The following is a 15,764-nucleotide window of genomic DNA, read 5'->3' as shown; positions in this document are numbered from 1 at the left end:
TTTGACCTGAACCTTGTTATATTGCTTGTCAAATCAAGATGAAAATCGGATACTAGTAGAAGCTATAAGTTTAGAAGGGATTTGCTTTAGATGACGAAAGAACAATGGCTGACGGACTTGCGCGGTTTTTTAGCGGATGATCACGTCAAAATGGATGAGCCGCTACACCTTCATACTTTAACAAGAATGGGTGGGCCTGCTGATATTTTTGTGACACCTACTACTGAAGATGAAACTGCTTTTACAGTAAAATACGCACATGAAAATAATATACCTTTATTGCTTCTTGGAAATGGATCGAACATGGTCGTACGGGATGGAGGGTATCGTGGGATTGTCTTGACTTTAAAAAGTTTGCAGGCAATTCGCATAGAAGGTTCTAAAGTTTATGCACAGGGCGGAGCGAATATCAAGAAAGTATCAAAAACCGCTGCGGCTAAACAATTAACCGGATTTGAATTTGCTTGTGGTATTCCAGGTTCCATTGGCGGCGCCATGGCGATGAATGCGGGTGCATACGGTGGAGAAATCAAAGACATCATCAAACAGGCGACTGTCCTTTCAAAAGAAGGAGAAAAGCTGGTTTTGTCTAAAGAAGATTTGGATCTTGGCTACCGGAAGAGCATTATTACCAAAAAAGGCTTTTACGTTTTATCAGCCGAATTCGAACTGGAAATCGGCAAGCAAACCGTTATTGATGCCAAAATGAGTGAATTGACATTCCAGCGAGAAACAAAACAGCCTTTGGAATTCCCTTCTGCCGGAAGTGTCTTCAAACGGCCGCCAGGTAATTTCGCAGGCAAGTTGATCCAGGACAGCGGTCTTCAGGGGCGCGGCTTTGGCGGAGCGGAAGTCTCCACTAAGCATGCTGGATTTATTGTTAATAAAAACAATGCCTCTGCCAATGATTATATCCAGACAATCGAGATGGTGAAAGCGGCTGTTTTGGAAAAGTTCGGTATTGATTTAGAGCTTGAAGTGAAGATTGTTGGAGAAGACTAAATTTGATCAAAAGAGATGTCCCTCAACAGGGGCATCTTTTTTTTGATGAACAATGACGTAAAGTTGTGTAGAAAAGACATGCTGGTAAATTAATGTGCTATTTCAAAAAGGGATTTTTCCTTCGTCAGTCGAATAAAACACCGTAGGAAAAGGGGGAAAGACAATGGAGAAGAAAACAAAGAACAGAAGATGGCTGAAATGGCTTCTGGGTTTTTTAAGTGTTCTTATTGCTATAGCAATTGCAGCGCTTATTTTTGTAAACGTTTACATTGGGAAGTCCAAGCCCCTTATTGAAGGAGAGGCGGCAGTAGCAATACTGGAAAGCGACGTTACAGTTATTCGTGACGAGATAGGCGTTCCACACATCCAGGCGGCTACAGACGCTGACCTTTACCGGGCTCAAGGATATGTGCAGGCGCAAGACCGCATGTTCCAAATGGATCTGTCTCGCCGGCAAGCTAGTGGAACTTTGTCGGAAGTGATTGGTGCAGATGCAGTCGATACCGATAAGTTTTTCCGGACTTTCAGTTTGCGGGATGCTGCTGAAAAGTCATGGGCTGGCTATGACGCAGAAGCGAAGCAAGTACTTGAATGGTATGCGGAAGGCGTCAATGCTTATATAGAAAAAGCGAAAGAAAACGGCAGTTTAAGCTTTGAGTTTGCTCTTCTCGGCTATGAACCGAGTGAATGGACTCCTGTTGATTCTCTTACAATCGGTAAATTCATGGCTTATGACCTCGGCGGACATTGGAATACGCTTGCTGTCCGCCACTGGGCATTGAACGAATTCCCAGAAGAAAAGGCACGGGAGCTGTTTATCAAATATCCGGATAATGCACCGGCAATTTTGGCAGCAAACAAACAGCAGCCAGTTAAAGTGGCAGGGGAATTCAATGCTTCCGTCATTCCGCCAGAATTCAACGGCAGCAATAACTGGGTAGTATCGGGAGACAAGACGGCGAGCGGAAAACCGCTGCTGGCTGACGACCCGCATCTTGGTCTCAGCACACCGTCTATCTGGTACCAGATGCATCTGGAATCACCTGATCAAAATGTCAGTGGAGTTATTTTTGCAGGTATTCCCGGAATCATTCTGGGACATAATGAAGAAATTGCGTGGGGCGTAACCAATGTCGGCCCGGATGTCCAAGACCTCTACATTGAAACTCCGAATCCGGAAGACCCAACACAATTCCGTTATGAAGGTGAATGGGAGCAGGCGGAAGTAAGAAATGAACCGATAAAAGTGAAGGACGGAGAAACGGAAGATTTCGAAGTGGTGGTAACTAGGCATGGCCCTGTCGTTTCGAACGTGCTGTATGACGAAGAGGAACCGGGAGCAGTCTTTTCAATGCAATGGACAGCACTTGAGCCGACGCTTGAATTACAGGCAGTTCTGAATTTCAATAAAGCTTCCAATTGGGAAGAGTTTGAACTGGCGCTGGAGGATTTCCAAGCCCCGGCCCAGAACTTTGTCTTTGCCTCTACAGATGGAACCATCGCCTATAAAGCGAATGGCCGCATTCCTATCCGGAAATCAGGGGATGGTCAATTGCCGGTTCCCGGCGATTCAGTGGAATATGGCTGGGAAGGGTATGTGCCATTTGATGAATTACCGCGTTCAGTCAATCCAGAAAGCGGATTTATTGCGACAGCGAACAATGAAGTCATTGATGCTTCGTATCCTTACCACATTACAGATTTTTGGGCGCAGCCATATCGCTACGAGCGGATTTCAGAGGTGCTGGAGGCATCAGATGGTTTGACGGCACAGGATATGATGGATCTGCAGATGGATCAGAAGAATCTGTACGCAGCTGAATTTTTGGAACAAATGATTTCCACAGTGCGCGATGAAACCGGTAAATATAATGGAGTGCTCGATATGCTGGAAGAGTGGGATCAATTTGACAGCGAAGACCAGGCGGCACCTTTGGTCTTTCATAAATGGATGAAACAATTGCCCGAGACTTTATTGGCGGATGAATTCCCTAAGGATGTTTTCGAGATGCTAGCAGGCAAAAATCATATTACAGATGAAATGATGCGCGCTGCTTTTGCTGGAAACGAAGGCGTGTGGGTAACAGAATATGGCGGCACTGCAAAATGGCTGGTAGATTCGTTGGAAAGCGTGATGACTGAAATTGAAAACGAGCAAGGAAATGAACAGGCTGATTGGAGCTGGGGGGAACATCATCAATTGACCTTCCCGCATCCGCTTGCAGGGGCCTCCCCAATTTTCGCTGAATTTCTTAACCCGGACCCCGTTCCTATCGGAGGATCCAATATCACAGTTCAGGCTGCTGCCTCGACACCTCAAGGTAATGTTAATCACGGAGCTTCCTGGCGGTTTGTTGCGGATTTGGATGATTTATCAAGTGCCTACCATATCGTTGGTCCTGGTTTAAGCGGGCACATAAAATCGGATTACTTCCATAACCAAGTGGACGATTGGGCAAAGGGTGATTTCCATGAAACAAAGATTATTGAAGACGTGGAAGGGTCGACATTAATATTGAACGCTGAATAAGTTGAACTCCGAAAGCGTTCGTAAAGGGTTTTTGCTACCTTTGCGAACGTTTTTTTAAATACTATTTTTAAGTTTTCTGATTATTGGTAGTATAATAATGTGCATATTCGTAGCAATAAACGGTAGAAATAACTTATATGAAAAAGATTAAATAGAAAGTAGGTGGTATTAGATGAACGCTAAAACAATCGTGAAACATTTTGGTTTTGAAGTAGAAAACGAGCCGGTCAGTATCTATTCATTTTCACCCGTCTACCGGATGGCAAGACCAGAAGGGGATTTCATTGTCAAAAAAACGCAGCATCCGATTGAGAAAGCGAATCGTCTTATAAACTACACAAAAAGATTAAAGAGAGATGGCGTTAATGTGGTTACTCCAGCAAAGGTTCCAGCAGAAAATCCGATGACCTTCGATGAAGAAACTTATGTCGTTTATCCTTTTATAGAAGGAGAACCCTATTTAGGGAAGAATCATGAAATTAAAGAAGCAGGAAGGTTGCTTGGAAGAATTCACTCGCTGTCTCCTTTAGAAAATGACATTAAATTGGATTCTTACGATGTATTTGATTTCAATGATGAGGAAGTTAAAGAAAGCTTCCAAAATATTATGCAGAATGCAGCTGTACATGATGTTGCGATAAATCCGGAATTAGAAGTCCGGCTTCTGCAGGCGGTTCAGCAACAGGAGGAGCTGGAGCAGGGCGGCTTGATTTTTGTCGCAACCCCACATGATTTCAAAGCGAACAACCTGATTTATGCCCCTCAACCTTATTTGATCGATCCGGATAATGCTGGGTGGGTTCCCCGTATCTTTGATTTGGCCTTGGTCCTGTTGTTGTTTCATAATGAACTTGCTTCGGCACCCGACCGGCCATTTACAAAAAATCAATGGCACTTATTTCTAGGAGGATATGGGGAATTCGTGACCTTATCGAATATAGAAAAAGCAATGTGGCCGAAAGCATTTGAACATGTTTTCCTTGATGAAGTCATGTGGCTAATGGCGGATGTGGAAGAGGATTGGCAGAAGCCGGAGCAGCGTAATTTGTTTGAAGGTCTTATCCAGTTGTTCTTAAGCTATGAAGAATATAGTTTAACTTAAATGCAGTCCATCGAATCAAAGGGAAGTGAGCATTGAACATAACTTGGGCATCATTCTACTTGTCGTAAACCACAAAAAGAATAAATGTCTACAAGAATCACATATAATTATATGACTACAGGAGTTTTAAAGTAATTCCATAGAAATAACCACGGCTGCACTAAACCGTGGTTATAAATTCATCTAGTATTAGCTTTTTTCGTTTTGCAATTTTTCAAATAGAATTTGAGCGCCTTTTGGACTGAGGATTAATCCTGGAGCAAATTCTTTATTTTCACTTAATACTTTGCCCGTTACTGCACAGGCTCCTTCTGCTTTAAATTTTTTTAAAAGAATGAAGTCCCCGTCCATAAATATTTCCATCGGATCTCCCTCTTTTAAGTTTAGTATTCTTCGCAGTTCCATTGGGAAGACAACACGTCCCAATGGATCGATTTTTCTAACTATACCTGTACTCTTCACTTTAATTCTCCTTTCATTTTCAATAGTTTTGTATTTTATGATTTTAAATACATTTATACCATTATCACCCTATTTCTTCACTAGAGCAAAAGAAATTTTACGATATTTAATTTAATTGTTGGAATAAGTAAATCACCGGATAATAATTTAAAACTGAAGTGAGAAAGTTCACCTTTTAGTTTGTCTTACAGCCAGAAGTGACAAATAACATGTTTCTTTTCAATACGTTATACTGGAGAAAAAAGATGCGGGGCGTATGTAATGAAACGGATACTGGCAGTAGGAATTGGCGGAATGGTTGGCTCGCTCTTGCGGACAGGGATATACCTGGCGGTTGCCGGAGGAGTTGGACTTTGGCTAGTGAACATAGCAGGCAGTTTTTTTATCGGGCTTGCAGCGGTCCGCCTGAGTCGCCAATCGGCAGAGCTGCGGTTATTGGTATCGACAGGTTTATTAGGCTCGTTTACAACATTTTCTGCTTTCTCTGCTGATTGGTTCTATTATCTGGATTCATCCATTTGGTGGGGGATGGCATTTGCTGTCGGCATGACAGCCGTATGTATTGCCTCGGCCGCAGTTGGCTTGTGGCTTGGCAGAAAAGGGGTGAAATCATGATCGGCATTGCGGCTGGCGGGTTTATAGGAGCCATCGCGCGCTATTTGTTTTATGTGCTGGTCGAAAGCAGAATGTGGAAGCCAAAAGTGGCAACTTGGTTAGTCAACAGCATTGGTTCATTGGTGCTCGGCCTGTTTATTGGCAGCGGTAGCTTGTCCGCTTTCTGGATCACTGGTTTTCTTGGAGCCTTCACAACATTTTCGACCATGGCTTTGGATGTTGTAAAAGATATAGAAGATGGCAGATGGCTGCAGGGGGGCCTCTATATTTTCGCCACTTTAGCCAGCGGCATCGGCCTATTTGGCCTTGGCTATAGCTTCATTCAATAAATTTTAATCCGCCTTCAGCCAGTGCAGGCGATTTTTATGCGAACGACTACCAATCTCGCTTAACACCCATAAATCTACAATAAGCAAAAATACAGCCGCTTTTCGGACTTCCGAAAAGCGGCTGTATTTATTTGACGATGATGACCGGCGCCTGAACGCGTTTCGCCACTTTATGGCTGACACTGCCAAGAACCATTTCCTGCAGTGCATTCAAGCCTCGGCTCCCGATCAGTACTACATCATAGCCGGTTTCATTGGCGTGTTTAACGATAGTCGGTCCAGGAACACCATGCAGTGTTTTAGTTTCAAATCTGACTCCAGCCGATTGGAAAATCTCTTCAAGCGGCGCTAAATGCTTACGGCGTTCCAGATGGACTTCGTCGCTGCTTTGGCCATGAAGAATTTCGGTCCGCGCTTTTTCGTAATCGATGACGTACAATAACGTAACGAAAGCTTGTGGATTGGCTTTGGCCATTTTGACCGCTTCATGAGCGGCTCTCTTTGAATGGGCGGAGCCATCGGCGGCCACTAAAATTTTCTCATACATGGAGCATCCCCCTTAATGTGCACTTTTGCCTGAATTGCCATAGGTCGCCAATTTGTCGACGAGTTTCTGGCTGGAAGCATTTAAACCGGTGATTTCAACAGTTTGTCCTTGCGCCTGAAGTTTATTCATGACCCGGTCAATCGCGCCGACGCCTGAATCGTCCCAAACAGTTGCGTCTGAAAAGTCCAATACAACTTCCTCAGAAGCTTCGACTTTATCAAACGCAGTGACGAAGTCTTGTGAAGACGCGAAAAATAATTGTCCGTGTATGGTATATCTATTCGACGTATTGAATTCCAATCCTTCTTTGCGAACTTCGACTTTGGAAATCTTAGCTGCAAACAGAACTGCGCTCAAAATGACGCCCGCGAATACACCTTTCGACAAGTCGTGTGTATAAACCACAACAATGACGGTTAGCAGCATGACCATGGCATCTGATTTGGGGGCAGTCGCTAAATACTTGAATGAACCCCAGTCAAAAGTACCGATGCAGACCATGACCATGATGCCGGCTAATACTGGCATCGGGATTTGGATAACCCAATTGCCTAAGACAATAATTAGGAACATGAGGAATACGCCGGCTGTAAAAGTGGACAATCGGCCACGGCCGCCAGAACGAACATTGATGCCGGATTGGCCAATCATGGCGCAGCCCGCCATCCCACCGAAAAATCCAGTAATGATGTTAGCGATTCCTTGGCCGCGAGCTTCCTGGTTTTTATCCGACCCGGTCTCTGTTGCATCATCAAGTATCGATGCAGTCAATAAGGATTCCAACAAGCCGATGACCGATAAAGCCAAAGCCGTCGGAAAAATGATCTGCAAAGTTTCAAAATTGAACGGTACGCTTGGGATGAAGAAGCTTGGCAAGGTTTGAGAAATGGTACCGAGGCTGCCAACATTCTGCATGTCGATTCCGCCGTACATGACAACTCCCGTTAACACCAGAATGGCAATCAAAGGCGCCGGAATAGCTGTGAAAAATCGTGGCAGAATGTAGACAATCGCTAAAGTAACTCCCACAAAAACGTAAGTGATGGCATTAATTCCGAAAATGAACGGCACTTGTGCCATAAAAATCAGGATAGCCAGTGAATTAACAAAGCCGATCATGACAGCACGTGGAATAAATTTCATAAAGCGGGCAACTTTCAAAACCCCGAAAATCAATTGGAGTACACCGGTCAACACAGTGGCGGCTAGTAAATAATCCAATCCATGGTCACGAACCAGCAGTACCATGGCAAGCGCCATTGCGCCGGTTGCAGCAGATATCATAGCGGGTCTTCCGCCGACAAAGGAAATGATGACAGCGATGGAAAACGAAGCGTATAAGCCAACCATCGGATCGACTCCGGCGATGATGGAGAAGGCAATTGCTTCGGGGATAAGCGCAAGAGCCACAACAATTCCGGCCAAAATGTCTCCGCGGATATTGCCGAACCATTGCTCTTTATAAGATAAGGTATTCAAAAATTTCCACTTCCTTCTATATTAATTAAACAGACTAGTTGAAGTCGGTATTTCATAAAGCAACGGCATCTTTTAATCGAACTTTTACGGCTTCATTCCATGCTGCCGATTAATGAAAAATCTCTTCGATGAACTTATTCGGACAATAACTTTAAAACTGTATCACCTTTTTTTTAGCTTGTAAACACGATTCATTCAAATATGCGTTTGACTGTAAACGCTAGTAGGAATATACTGAAGATAACAATCAAATCTTTATTTGAATGAAAGAGGTGCCAGCATGAAAGAATTGTGTGAAGTTACAAAAGTCCATCCGGAGGTGGTCGATCGTGTGCAGAAGAACATGACCGATTTAGGTGAGGTGGCTAACCTATTTAAAGCGCTGGCGGATGAAACCAGATTGAACATTGCATATGCGTTAACAATAGAAGAAGAAATGTGTGTCTGTGATATTGCTGCCGTCATCGGATCATCTACAGCGACGGCCTCCCATCATTTGCGTTACCTAAGAGAGCGGGCATTGGCAAAGTCCGAACGCAAAGGCAAGCAGATCTATTATTCCTTATCTGACGATCATGTTCGCCAATTAGTGACAATCGCCCATGAGCACACGAAAGAGGGTGTGGAAAATGGTTAAAACTTACCGTCTCGAAAATTTATCGTGTACGAGCTGTGCTGCCAAGTTCGAAAAAAACATTCAGAGTTTGCCGGATGTGAAAAACGTCAATTTAAATTTTGGGGCTTCCAAACTGACTATTGATGGAGAGGTGACGATTGAAGCCCTCGAAAAAGCAGGAGCTTTCGATCATATCCGTGTTTATCCTGAAAAAGAAAGAGTGAAGCTCGTTCCGTTTTATCAGCGTCGCCAGACGATAGAAACTGCGCTTTCGTTGCTGTTGCTGATAGCGGGAATCATCGCTTCATTCCAAATTGGTGAAACCCATCCTTGGTCAATCGCTTTATTTGGCAGTTCCATGGCAATAGGCGGTTACCATATGTTTTGGACTGGTCTGAAAAATCTCAGTACACTTCAGTTTGATATGAAAACCTTGATGACCATTGCAATTATCGGTGCGGTCATCATTGGCGAATGGCGGGAAGGTGCGGTTGTGGTGTTCCTTTTTGCTGTAAGTGAAGCACTGGAATCGTTCTCCATGAACAAAGCACGCCAGTCTATCCGAAGTCTGATGGATTTGGCTCCAGCACGGGCGCTGATTCAGCGCGGCGGGGAATTGGTTGAGTTGGATACAGAAGATATTCGCATTGGAGACGTTCTGATCGTCAAACCGGGACAGAAAATCGCTATGGATGGCACGGTCCTTCGGGGACGTTCTGCTGTTAACCAGGCAGCGATTACAGGAGAGTCGATTCCTGCAGTTAAAACTGCGGGAGATGAAGTGTTTGCAGGTACGTTGAATGATGAAGGGGCGCTTGAAGTCACAGTTACGAAACGTGTCGAAGACACCACCATCGCAAAGATTATTCATCTGGTAGAAGAAGCGCAAGCTGAAAAAGCGCCAACTCAGAAATTTATCGATCAGTTTGCCAAATACTACACACCGGCAATCATTGCTATCGCTTTTTTCGTGGCATTGGTGCCCGGCTTTCTAACAGGTAACTGGGAACTGTGGGTTTATCAAGGTTTGGCAGTGCTTGTTGTAGGGTGTCCGTGTGCGCTTGTTGTCTCGACACCAGTTGCCATTGTGACAGCTATCGGTAATGCTGCACGCCAAGGTGTACTCATCAAAGGCGGTGTCCATTTGGAGGAAACCGGACGAATTAATGCAGTCGCTTTTGACAAGACGGGTACGTTGACGAAAGGTTATCCTGAAGTGACAGATGTTTTGGCAGAGGGTTTTATTTCAAAAGAAGAATTGCTGACACTAGCGGCTTCTGTTGAAGTAATGTCACAGCATCCGCTGGCGAGAGCCATTACAAAAGAAGCGGCAAAGGTTTATGATTCTGAAAATTTCAATTCCGTTACCGGCAAAGGGGCGTATGCAGACATTAAGAAAGAAACCATTTACGTCGGCAGTTTGAATTGGGCCGAAGAAAAGGGCTTACGCATTCCGGAAAAAGCGCGTAAACTGCAAGAGAGTGGGAAGTCTGTCACCGCTGTATTTTCACAAATGAAGTTGCTTGGCGTTATCGCAGTAGCAGATGCCATCCGCACAGAAAGCCCTTCAATCATCAAAAAACTGAAAGCGATGGGCATTGGCGAGACCATCATGCTGACAGGTGATCATCCAGCTACAGCAGCAGCTATAGCAGAGGAAATCGGAGTCACAGATGTTCGGGCAGGATTGATGCCGGAAGACAAGTTATCTGCAATTAAAGAATTGAAAAAACAATATGGCAGAGTGGCAATGGTTGGTGACGGCATTAATGATGCACCTGCTCTGGCGGCCTCCAGCATTGGGATTGCCATGGGTGGAGCCGGAACAGACGCAGCGCTGGAAACAGCAGATATTGCGTTAATGGCCGATGATTTGGAGAAACTTCCCTATACAATTCGACTCAGCCGAAAGACATTGCGTATAATAAAAGAAAATATCGTCTTTGCATTAGGGCTGAAGATAATTGCGTTGCTTTTAATTATTCCAGGTTGGTTGACCTTATGGATTGCGATCTTTGCAGATATGGGTGCCACACTATTGGTAATTTTAAATGCATTGCGTCTTGTGAAAGTTCAGAAGTGAGGCACGTTTGGAGGTTTTGTATTGAAATTAACAGAATGGACAATGGAAGAACAAGAACAGCTGATTCATTTTATGACAACAAACTCATGGCCGTTTCATGGCCATGAGCATCCAGTGCGGGCTTTGATTGAGAAAACGATTGAAGAAGGCGGCTATAAATCTGATCAAGTGACAACTTTTTGGATTGAAAATGACGATAATCAACAGGTAGGCTTAGTGAAAATATTTGATTTGCAGGACGATATCCCGCTTTTCGACTTGCGGATTGCCGACCCTTACCGCAGCAAAGGATACGGTCCGAAAGCTTTGAAGCTTGTCGCGGACTTTGTTTTCTCGCTTCCTGAGAAAAAAATCCGTCTGGAAGGCAATACGCGCCATGATAATTTTGCAATGCGCAAAGCGTTCGAGCGGACCGGTTTTGTTAAAGAAGCGCATTTGCGGCAGGCATGGTTTTCTCCACGAGAAAATCGATATTATGATGCGGTGACTTATGGGATGACGCGCGAGGATTGGCAGGCTGGCATTACCACACCAGTGCTATGGGATGATGCGGTCGTAGAATCGAAAGAGCTGCCTTTTAATCCGGTATTACTCGACTTTCCGGAAGAATTTGAATCGGAGCGGTTGCTAATACGCGCACCTAGAAGAGAGGATGCACAAGCCAGTTACGAAGCTGTGGTGCACTCTTTGGAGGCATTCCGGCCATGGCTGCCATTTGCGCAGCAAAAGCCGGATCTTGCAGAAACCGAAGCGACATTGATTGAAGCCGAGGCTAATTTCAAATTGCGCAAGGATTTGCGTCTTCACTTTTTCCTTAAAGAAACAGGACAATTTATCGGCTCTACAGGACTTCACCGCATTGACTGGGAAGTGCGTAAATTTGAGATTGGCTATTGGGTAGACAGCCGCTATGAAGGCAAAGGTTTTGTCACGGAAGCAGTAGAACGCATTACCCGCTTTGCTTTTGAGGAACTGGATGCCAATCGTGTAGAAATTCGCTGCGATCCTGACAATGTCCGCAGCCGTGCTGTGGCCAACCGTCTGAAATTCGAACTGGAAGGGATTTTGCGCAATGATACGATTTCCCGGGTAGGAAATAAGCTTCGGGATACTTGTGTCTACGCCAAAGTCAGAGAATAACACGAGTTGAGGGCATAAATACAAAAAACAGGAAAGGGAAATCATCGATTTCCCTTTCCTGTTTTTATTTGGTGAACTGCTGCTCAAAAAGAAAGGGCCGTCCCGGCAGTCAAGTACATGACTGCGAGACAACCCGATAGTTCTTCTTTCATTACTTACTTCAGCTATACGCCCTTACGTCCAGTAACCAAATTGATAACTAAAACGATTGCAGCAATGATTAAAAGAATGTGTATTAGTCCGCCTGCTACGTCCATCAAGAATCCGATAAGCCATACTACGATAATAACTGCTAAGATAATCCAAAGAATGCGTCCCATGTTTTTCACCTGCCCCTTTTGATAATAACTATTTTGCTTATAGTAATATCTACCCTGACAGCTATCAGCTTAAACCTTTCTGAAAAAACGGACTGTTATCAGAACGCCCAAGTCCAGTTGTTTCAACCATGGCGGTATAGTAAAATGAACATAGTTACGTGAGGGAGGAAAGAATTTTGCCTACTCCAAGTATGGAAGACCATATTGAAATCATTTATTCATTAATTGAGCAAAAAGGCTATGCGCGTGTATCGGATATCGCGGAGGCCTTATCCGTGCTGCCTTCTTCTGTCACCAAAATGGTGCAGAAGCTGGATAAAGACGGATACTTAATATATGAACGCTATAGAGGTCTGGTGTTGACGCCAAAAGGCCAGAAATTGGGGAAACGACTATTGCAGCGGCATGGTCTGCTTGAGCAGTTTCTTCGGGTGATCGGTGTAGACGAAGAACGGATTTATGGTGATGTTGAAGGCATCGAGCATCATTTGAGCTGGAATTCAATCGATCGGATTGCTGATTTGGTCCAACTGCTGGAAGAAAGCCCGGATTTTACGGAAAAGCTTGAACAGATGAAGAAACAAGGAAAAGACAGTTAAAGAAAATAGGAGGAGCTAACTATGGCTTTACACCCAGGATTAAAAGCGACATTACAAGTAAAAGACCGTTCGACCTCGCAATGGATTTTATCGGATGGTTCAGGCGATGAAGTAATGATGAACGCATCAGAAATAGAAGAAGGACAAGAAATCGGAGAAGATATTGAAGTTTTTCTTTACCGCAATCGCCAAGGCGGCGTTTCAGCAACACCGATGATTCCTCATATTTTGCCAAGTGAATACGGCTGGGCAAAAGTATTAAAAGTCTCACCCCGTGAAGGTGCAGTCGTTGACATCGGGACGACCCGGGAAGTTTATCTGCTGCCAGCCGACCTTCCGCAGATCATGGAATTATGGCCGAAACAGGGCGACCATATCTTTATGACCCTTCGTACAGATCGCCACGGCGATTTATACGGGCGTCTGGCAACTGAAGAAAAGGTTCTTGAATTGATGCAGCCCGCGCCGGAAACCGTCTTTAACCAAAACCTGCAGGCCCGTGCTTACCGCTTATTGCCGGTCGGTACCTTTATGCTGTCAGTACCTGAAATGTACAGGATCTTCATTCACGAAACAGAACGCCATGAAGAACCACGCCTTGGGGAAGAAAAAACGGTTCGCATCATCGACGTAAAAGACGATGGTACATTAAATGGCTCCCTGCTTCCAAGAAAGCAGGAACGATTGGCGGATGACGCGGATGAGATCATGCGTTATCTCGAAGAATCGGGCGGTAAGATGCCATTCACTGACAAATCTTCTCCGGACGAAATTCAAGAGATTTTCGGCATGAGCAAAGCTGCTTTCAAGCGCGCACTCGGTAAATTATATAAAAACCGCCAGATCGTCCAAGAAGAAGGATGGACCAAGTCAACAAAATAAAGGAACCTTTTCAAATTAATTTCGTATTAATTTGAAGAAAGGGGCAATACACTAATGAAAAAATTACTCACTGTTATAGCATTACTGTTCACTTTTTCTGTACTGGTTCCGTCTTACAGTTCGGCAAATGTAGGCATCAATGAAAAGTTTGGTTTGCCAATTGTGGTTTACGGAGGTAATTTATCGGCTGATGAAAAAGCATCTGTCGCTGAAAGCCTGGATGTCGCTGGGGAAGTGGACGTAGAAGAAATTGAAGTAACAGGCCAGGATTTGGTCAACTATATTAAAGATGGCGATTCCCGTGCCAATATGTACTCATCCGCAAAAATCACCCGTAAAGATGAAGGCGCCGGCTTGGTCATTGAAATCGTGACTCCTGAAAACATTACACAGGTAACGTCTGAAATGTATGCCAACGCTATGCTTACTGCAGGAATCGAGAACGCGACGGTAGAAGTGGCGTCGCCTAAAGCGGTAACCGGCCATTCGGCACTTGTTGGGATTTATAAAGCCTATGAAGTGAACGGCGAAGAACTGGATCCCGAACGGACAGACGTCGCAAATGACGAATTGACCGTTGCAACTGAACTTGCAGATGGTGGAGTCGAAGATGCAAAGGTCAGTGAATTATTAACCGAAATCAAAAAACAGATTGCTGAACAAAATCCGGCTACACGTGAAGAAGTCGAACAAATAGTTGAAGATCAATTGAGCAAGCTTCAAATTGAACTGAGCCCGGAAGACCGCCAGTTATTGGTGGATCTGATGGACCGCATCCGCAAGCTTGACATCGATTTTTCGCAATGGTCAACGCAACTGGAAGATTTGAGCAAGACGATTGAAGACAAAATCGGCACAATCGTCAACGATGAAGGATTTTGGGAAAGTGTAAAAACCTTCTTTAGAAACTTGGCTGATACAGTACGCGGCTGGGTGAATTAATTTGAAACAGGCAGGTCCCTATTTGATGGGACTTGCCTGTTTTTTTATAAAGCATAATAGCTTGCATGAACGAATTTACAATGATAGTATAAAATTAATATCTCGAATTCAAGATAAATAGGAGGAGAAATAATGAAATTAGAAGGAATTCACCACGTTTCAGCTTTAACAGCAAATGCCGATGCCAATCATGACTTTTTTACGCGTATCCTTGGGATGCGTCTAGTGAAAAAAAGTGTCAATCAGGACAATTCGTCTTCTTATCACTTGTTTTATGCTGATGCTGTCGGAACTCCCGGCACTGACATGACCTATTTTGACATTCCCATGGCCGGGCGGACACATCCTGGTGTTTCAAGCATCAGCAATACGGCATTCCGTGTGAAAAGTGAAAGTGCTTTAGATTACTGGATTCAACGTTTTGATGAATTCAAGGTTCCTCATGGAAAAATCGAACAGCGATTCAACCGTGCCAGCTTAACGTTTCAGGATTTTGAAGGCTCTAGATTAATGCTCGTCGTCGATGATGGAAGTGGAATCGACTATGGAATACCTTGGACCAAAGCCGGGATTCCAGAGGAGTTTGCAATTGTCGGATTGGGGCATGTGCGTCTCACTGTACGGAAAAGTGAAAAAACGGCAGCTGTTCTGACATCTATTATGGGATTCGAACAGATAGGAGCTTATCCATCTACAGTAGAAGGGCAAAAAGATATTTTGGTCTTTTCGACAGGAAAAGGTGGTCCTGCTGGCGAAGTACACTTAGAGGAACGCTCAGACCTTCCACCGGAACGACCAGGAAGAGGAAGTGTCCATCATGTTGCGTTCCGCGTAAAAACGTACGAAGATTACAGCAAATGGAATGAGTACTTGCGCTCGAATGGTTTTATGACGTCGGGTGAAGTCGACCGCTATTATTTTAAAGCGATTTATTTCCGCGAGCCTAATGGAATTCTATTTGAGTTGTCTACAGATGAACCGGGCTTTGCAACGGATGAACCGATGGATGCTTTGGGACAAGAGTTGGCATTGCCGCCATTTTTGGAACCTAAACGTGCTCAGATTGAAGCATCTCTTCGCCCGTTGAGTATCAATCAGTGAATAGGAGGAGAAGGG

Annotated in this window: 16 protein-coding genes; 12 read left to right on the top strand and 4 right to left on the bottom strand. The window is 44.4% G+C overall.

Features of this window, described 5'->3' with window-relative positions:
* Nucleotides 1-90 precede the first annotated feature (90 nt).
* From murB to FQV26_RS14625, 3 genes are all read left to right on the top strand, one after another.
* Nucleotides 91-1,002, top strand: a complete 912-nt coding sequence (gene murB / locus FQV26_RS14635; RefSeq protein ID WP_146558282.1) for a UDP-N-acetylmuramate dehydrogenase — start codon at nucleotides 91-93, stop codon at nucleotides 1,000-1,002.
* 163 nt (nucleotides 1,003-1,165) lie between these two features.
* The gene (locus FQV26_RS14630) at nucleotides 1,166-3,532 is read left to right on the top strand and encodes a penicillin acylase family protein (RefSeq protein WP_146558281.1); all 2,367 of its coding nucleotides are present in this window, start codon (nucleotides 1,166-1,168) and stop codon (nucleotides 3,530-3,532) included.
* A 172-nt stretch (nucleotides 3,533-3,704) separates the two neighbouring features.
* Nucleotides 3,705-4,634, top strand: a complete 930-nt coding sequence (locus FQV26_RS14625; RefSeq protein ID WP_146558280.1) for a phosphotransferase enzyme family protein — start codon at nucleotides 3,705-3,707, stop codon at nucleotides 4,632-4,634.
* A gap of 189 nt (nucleotides 4,635-4,823) precedes the next feature.
* On the opposite strand, the gene FQV26_RS14620 is transcribed toward FQV26_RS14625, so the two are convergent.
* Nucleotides 4,824-5,096, bottom strand: coding sequence for an AbrB/MazE/SpoVT family DNA-binding domain-containing protein (locus FQV26_RS14620; RefSeq protein ID WP_146558279.1), 273 nt, complete (start codon nucleotides 5,094-5,096; stop codon nucleotides 4,824-4,826).
* A gap of 261 nt (nucleotides 5,097-5,357) precedes the next feature.
* On the opposite strand from FQV26_RS14620, the gene FQV26_RS14615 reads away from it, so the two are divergent.
* Together FQV26_RS14615 and FQV26_RS14610 are read left to right on the top strand one after the other, a co-directional pair.
* Nucleotides 5,358-5,711, top strand: a complete 354-nt coding sequence (locus FQV26_RS14615; RefSeq protein ID WP_146558278.1) for a fluoride efflux transporter FluC — start codon at nucleotides 5,358-5,360, stop codon at nucleotides 5,709-5,711.
* The gene (locus FQV26_RS14610) at nucleotides 5,708-6,040 is read left to right on the top strand and encodes a fluoride efflux transporter FluC (RefSeq protein ID WP_146558277.1); all 333 of its coding nucleotides are present in this window, start codon (nucleotides 5,708-5,710) and stop codon (nucleotides 6,038-6,040) included. Before FQV26_RS14615 ends, FQV26_RS14610 begins: the two co-directional genes overlap by 4 nt.
* Before the next feature lie 127 nt (nucleotides 6,041-6,167).
* Here the strand turns inward: FQV26_RS14610 and FQV26_RS14605 are convergent, their stop codons facing one another.
* Entirely contained in the window at nucleotides 6,168-6,587 is a 420-nt protein-coding gene (locus tag FQV26_RS14605; protein WP_146558276.1) for a universal stress protein, read from the bottom strand.
* Between the two features lie 12 nt (nucleotides 6,588-6,599).
* Nucleotides 6,600-8,066 (bottom strand): SulP family inorganic anion transporter, encoded by a 1,467-nt coding sequence (locus FQV26_RS14600; RefSeq protein WP_146558275.1) that lies wholly within the window; start codon nucleotides 8,064-8,066, stop codon nucleotides 6,600-6,602.
* A 280-nt stretch (nucleotides 8,067-8,346) separates the two neighbouring features.
* Between FQV26_RS14600 and FQV26_RS14595 the strand changes: the two genes are divergently transcribed.
* Genes FQV26_RS14595 through FQV26_RS14585 form a run of 3 tightly spaced genes read left to right on the top strand, consistent with a single transcriptional unit; the run spans nucleotide 8,347 to nucleotide 11,905 of the window.
* Nucleotides 8,347-8,703: an ArsR/SmtB family transcription factor gene (locus FQV26_RS14595; RefSeq protein WP_146558274.1), complete on the top strand. Its 357-nt coding sequence runs from the start codon at nucleotides 8,347-8,349 to the stop codon at nucleotides 8,701-8,703.
* On the top strand, nucleotides 8,696-10,765 hold the full coding sequence (locus FQV26_RS14590) for a heavy metal translocating P-type ATPase (protein ID WP_315898446.1): 2,070 nt from the start codon (nucleotides 8,696-8,698) through the stop codon (nucleotides 10,763-10,765). The genes FQV26_RS14595 and FQV26_RS14590 overlap by 8 nt, the downstream gene beginning before the upstream one ends.
* 21 nt (nucleotides 10,766-10,786) lie before the next feature.
* Entirely contained in the window at nucleotides 10,787-11,905 is a 1,119-nt protein-coding gene (locus FQV26_RS14585) for a GNAT family N-acetyltransferase (RefSeq protein WP_146558272.1), read from the top strand.
* 164 nt (nucleotides 11,906-12,069) lie between these two features.
* On the opposite strand, the gene FQV26_RS14580 is transcribed toward FQV26_RS14585, so the two are convergent.
* A complete protein-coding gene (locus FQV26_RS14580) occupies nucleotides 12,070-12,225 on the bottom strand; it encodes a lmo0937 family membrane protein (protein ID WP_146558271.1) in 156 nt (51 codons plus the stop codon).
* Nucleotides 12,226-12,401: 176 nt separating this feature from the next.
* On the opposite strand from FQV26_RS14580, the gene mntR reads away from it, so the two are divergent.
* From mntR to FQV26_RS14560, 4 genes are all read left to right on the top strand, one after another.
* Nucleotides 12,402-12,824 carry a transcriptional regulator MntR gene (mntR, locus tag FQV26_RS14575; protein ID WP_146558270.1) on the top strand — a complete coding sequence of 141 codons (423 nt, stop codon included), beginning with the start codon at nucleotides 12,402-12,404 and terminating at the stop codon, nucleotides 12,822-12,824.
* 21 nt (nucleotides 12,825-12,845) lie between these two features.
* Entirely contained in the window at nucleotides 12,846-13,706 is an 861-nt protein-coding gene (locus FQV26_RS14570; protein ID WP_146558269.1) for a CvfB family protein, read from the top strand.
* A 54-nt stretch (nucleotides 13,707-13,760) separates the two neighbouring features.
* Complete coding sequence (locus tag FQV26_RS14565; protein WP_146558268.1) at nucleotides 13,761-14,648, top strand: DUF1002 domain-containing protein; 888 nt, start codon at nucleotides 13,761-13,763, stop codon at nucleotides 14,646-14,648.
* A gap of 132 nt (nucleotides 14,649-14,780) precedes the next feature.
* Nucleotides 14,781-15,749: a ring-cleaving dioxygenase gene (locus tag FQV26_RS14560; RefSeq protein ID WP_146558267.1), complete on the top strand. Its 969-nt coding sequence runs from the start codon at nucleotides 14,781-14,783 to the stop codon at nucleotides 15,747-15,749.
* Nucleotides 15,750-15,764: the final 15 nt, after the last annotated feature.

The sequence above is a fragment of the Planococcus sp. CPCC 101016 genome (assembly GCF_007859295.1).
GTDB lineage: Bacteria > Bacillota > Bacilli > Bacillales_A > Planococcaceae > Planococcus.
Note: the sequence above shows the minus strand (reverse complement) of the source record. Positions and strands in the feature narration are given on the sequence as shown.

Coding starts and splice junctions, on each gene's coding strand:
- FQV26_RS14595 (WP_146558274.1), top strand. CDS start 8,347: ATGAAAGAATTGTGTGAAGTTACAAAAGTCCATCCGGAGGTGGTCGAT.
- FQV26_RS14565 (WP_146558268.1), top strand. CDS start 13,761: ATGAAAAAATTACTCACTGTTATAGCATTACTGTTCACTTTTTCTGTA.
- FQV26_RS14625 (WP_146558280.1), top strand. CDS start 3,705: ATGAACGCTAAAACAATCGTGAAACATTTTGGTTTTGAAGTAGAAAAC.
- FQV26_RS14630 (WP_146558281.1), top strand. CDS start 1,166: ATGGAGAAGAAAACAAAGAACAGAAGATGGCTGAAATGGCTTCTGGGT.
- FQV26_RS14615 (WP_146558278.1), top strand. CDS start 5,358: ATGAAACGGATACTGGCAGTAGGAATTGGCGGAATGGTTGGCTCGCTC.
- FQV26_RS14605 (WP_146558276.1), bottom strand. CDS start 6,587: ATGTATGAGAAAATTTTAGTGGCCGCCGATGGCTCCGCCCATTCAAAG.
- FQV26_RS14570 (WP_146558269.1), top strand. CDS start 12,846: ATGGCTTTACACCCAGGATTAAAAGCGACATTACAAGTAAAAGACCGT.
- FQV26_RS14580 (WP_146558271.1), bottom strand. CDS start 12,225: ATGGGACGCATTCTTTGGATTATCTTAGCAGTTATTATCGTAGTATGG.
- FQV26_RS14610 (WP_146558277.1), top strand. CDS start 5,708: ATGATCGGCATTGCGGCTGGCGGGTTTATAGGAGCCATCGCGCGCTAT.
- FQV26_RS14590 (WP_315898446.1), top strand. CDS start 8,696: ATGGTTAAAACTTACCGTCTCGAAAATTTATCGTGTACGAGCTGTGCT.
- murB (WP_146558282.1), top strand. CDS start 91: ATGACGAAAGAACAATGGCTGACGGACTTGCGCGGTTTTTTAGCGGAT.
- FQV26_RS14560 (WP_146558267.1), top strand. CDS start 14,781: ATGAAATTAGAAGGAATTCACCACGTTTCAGCTTTAACAGCAAATGCC.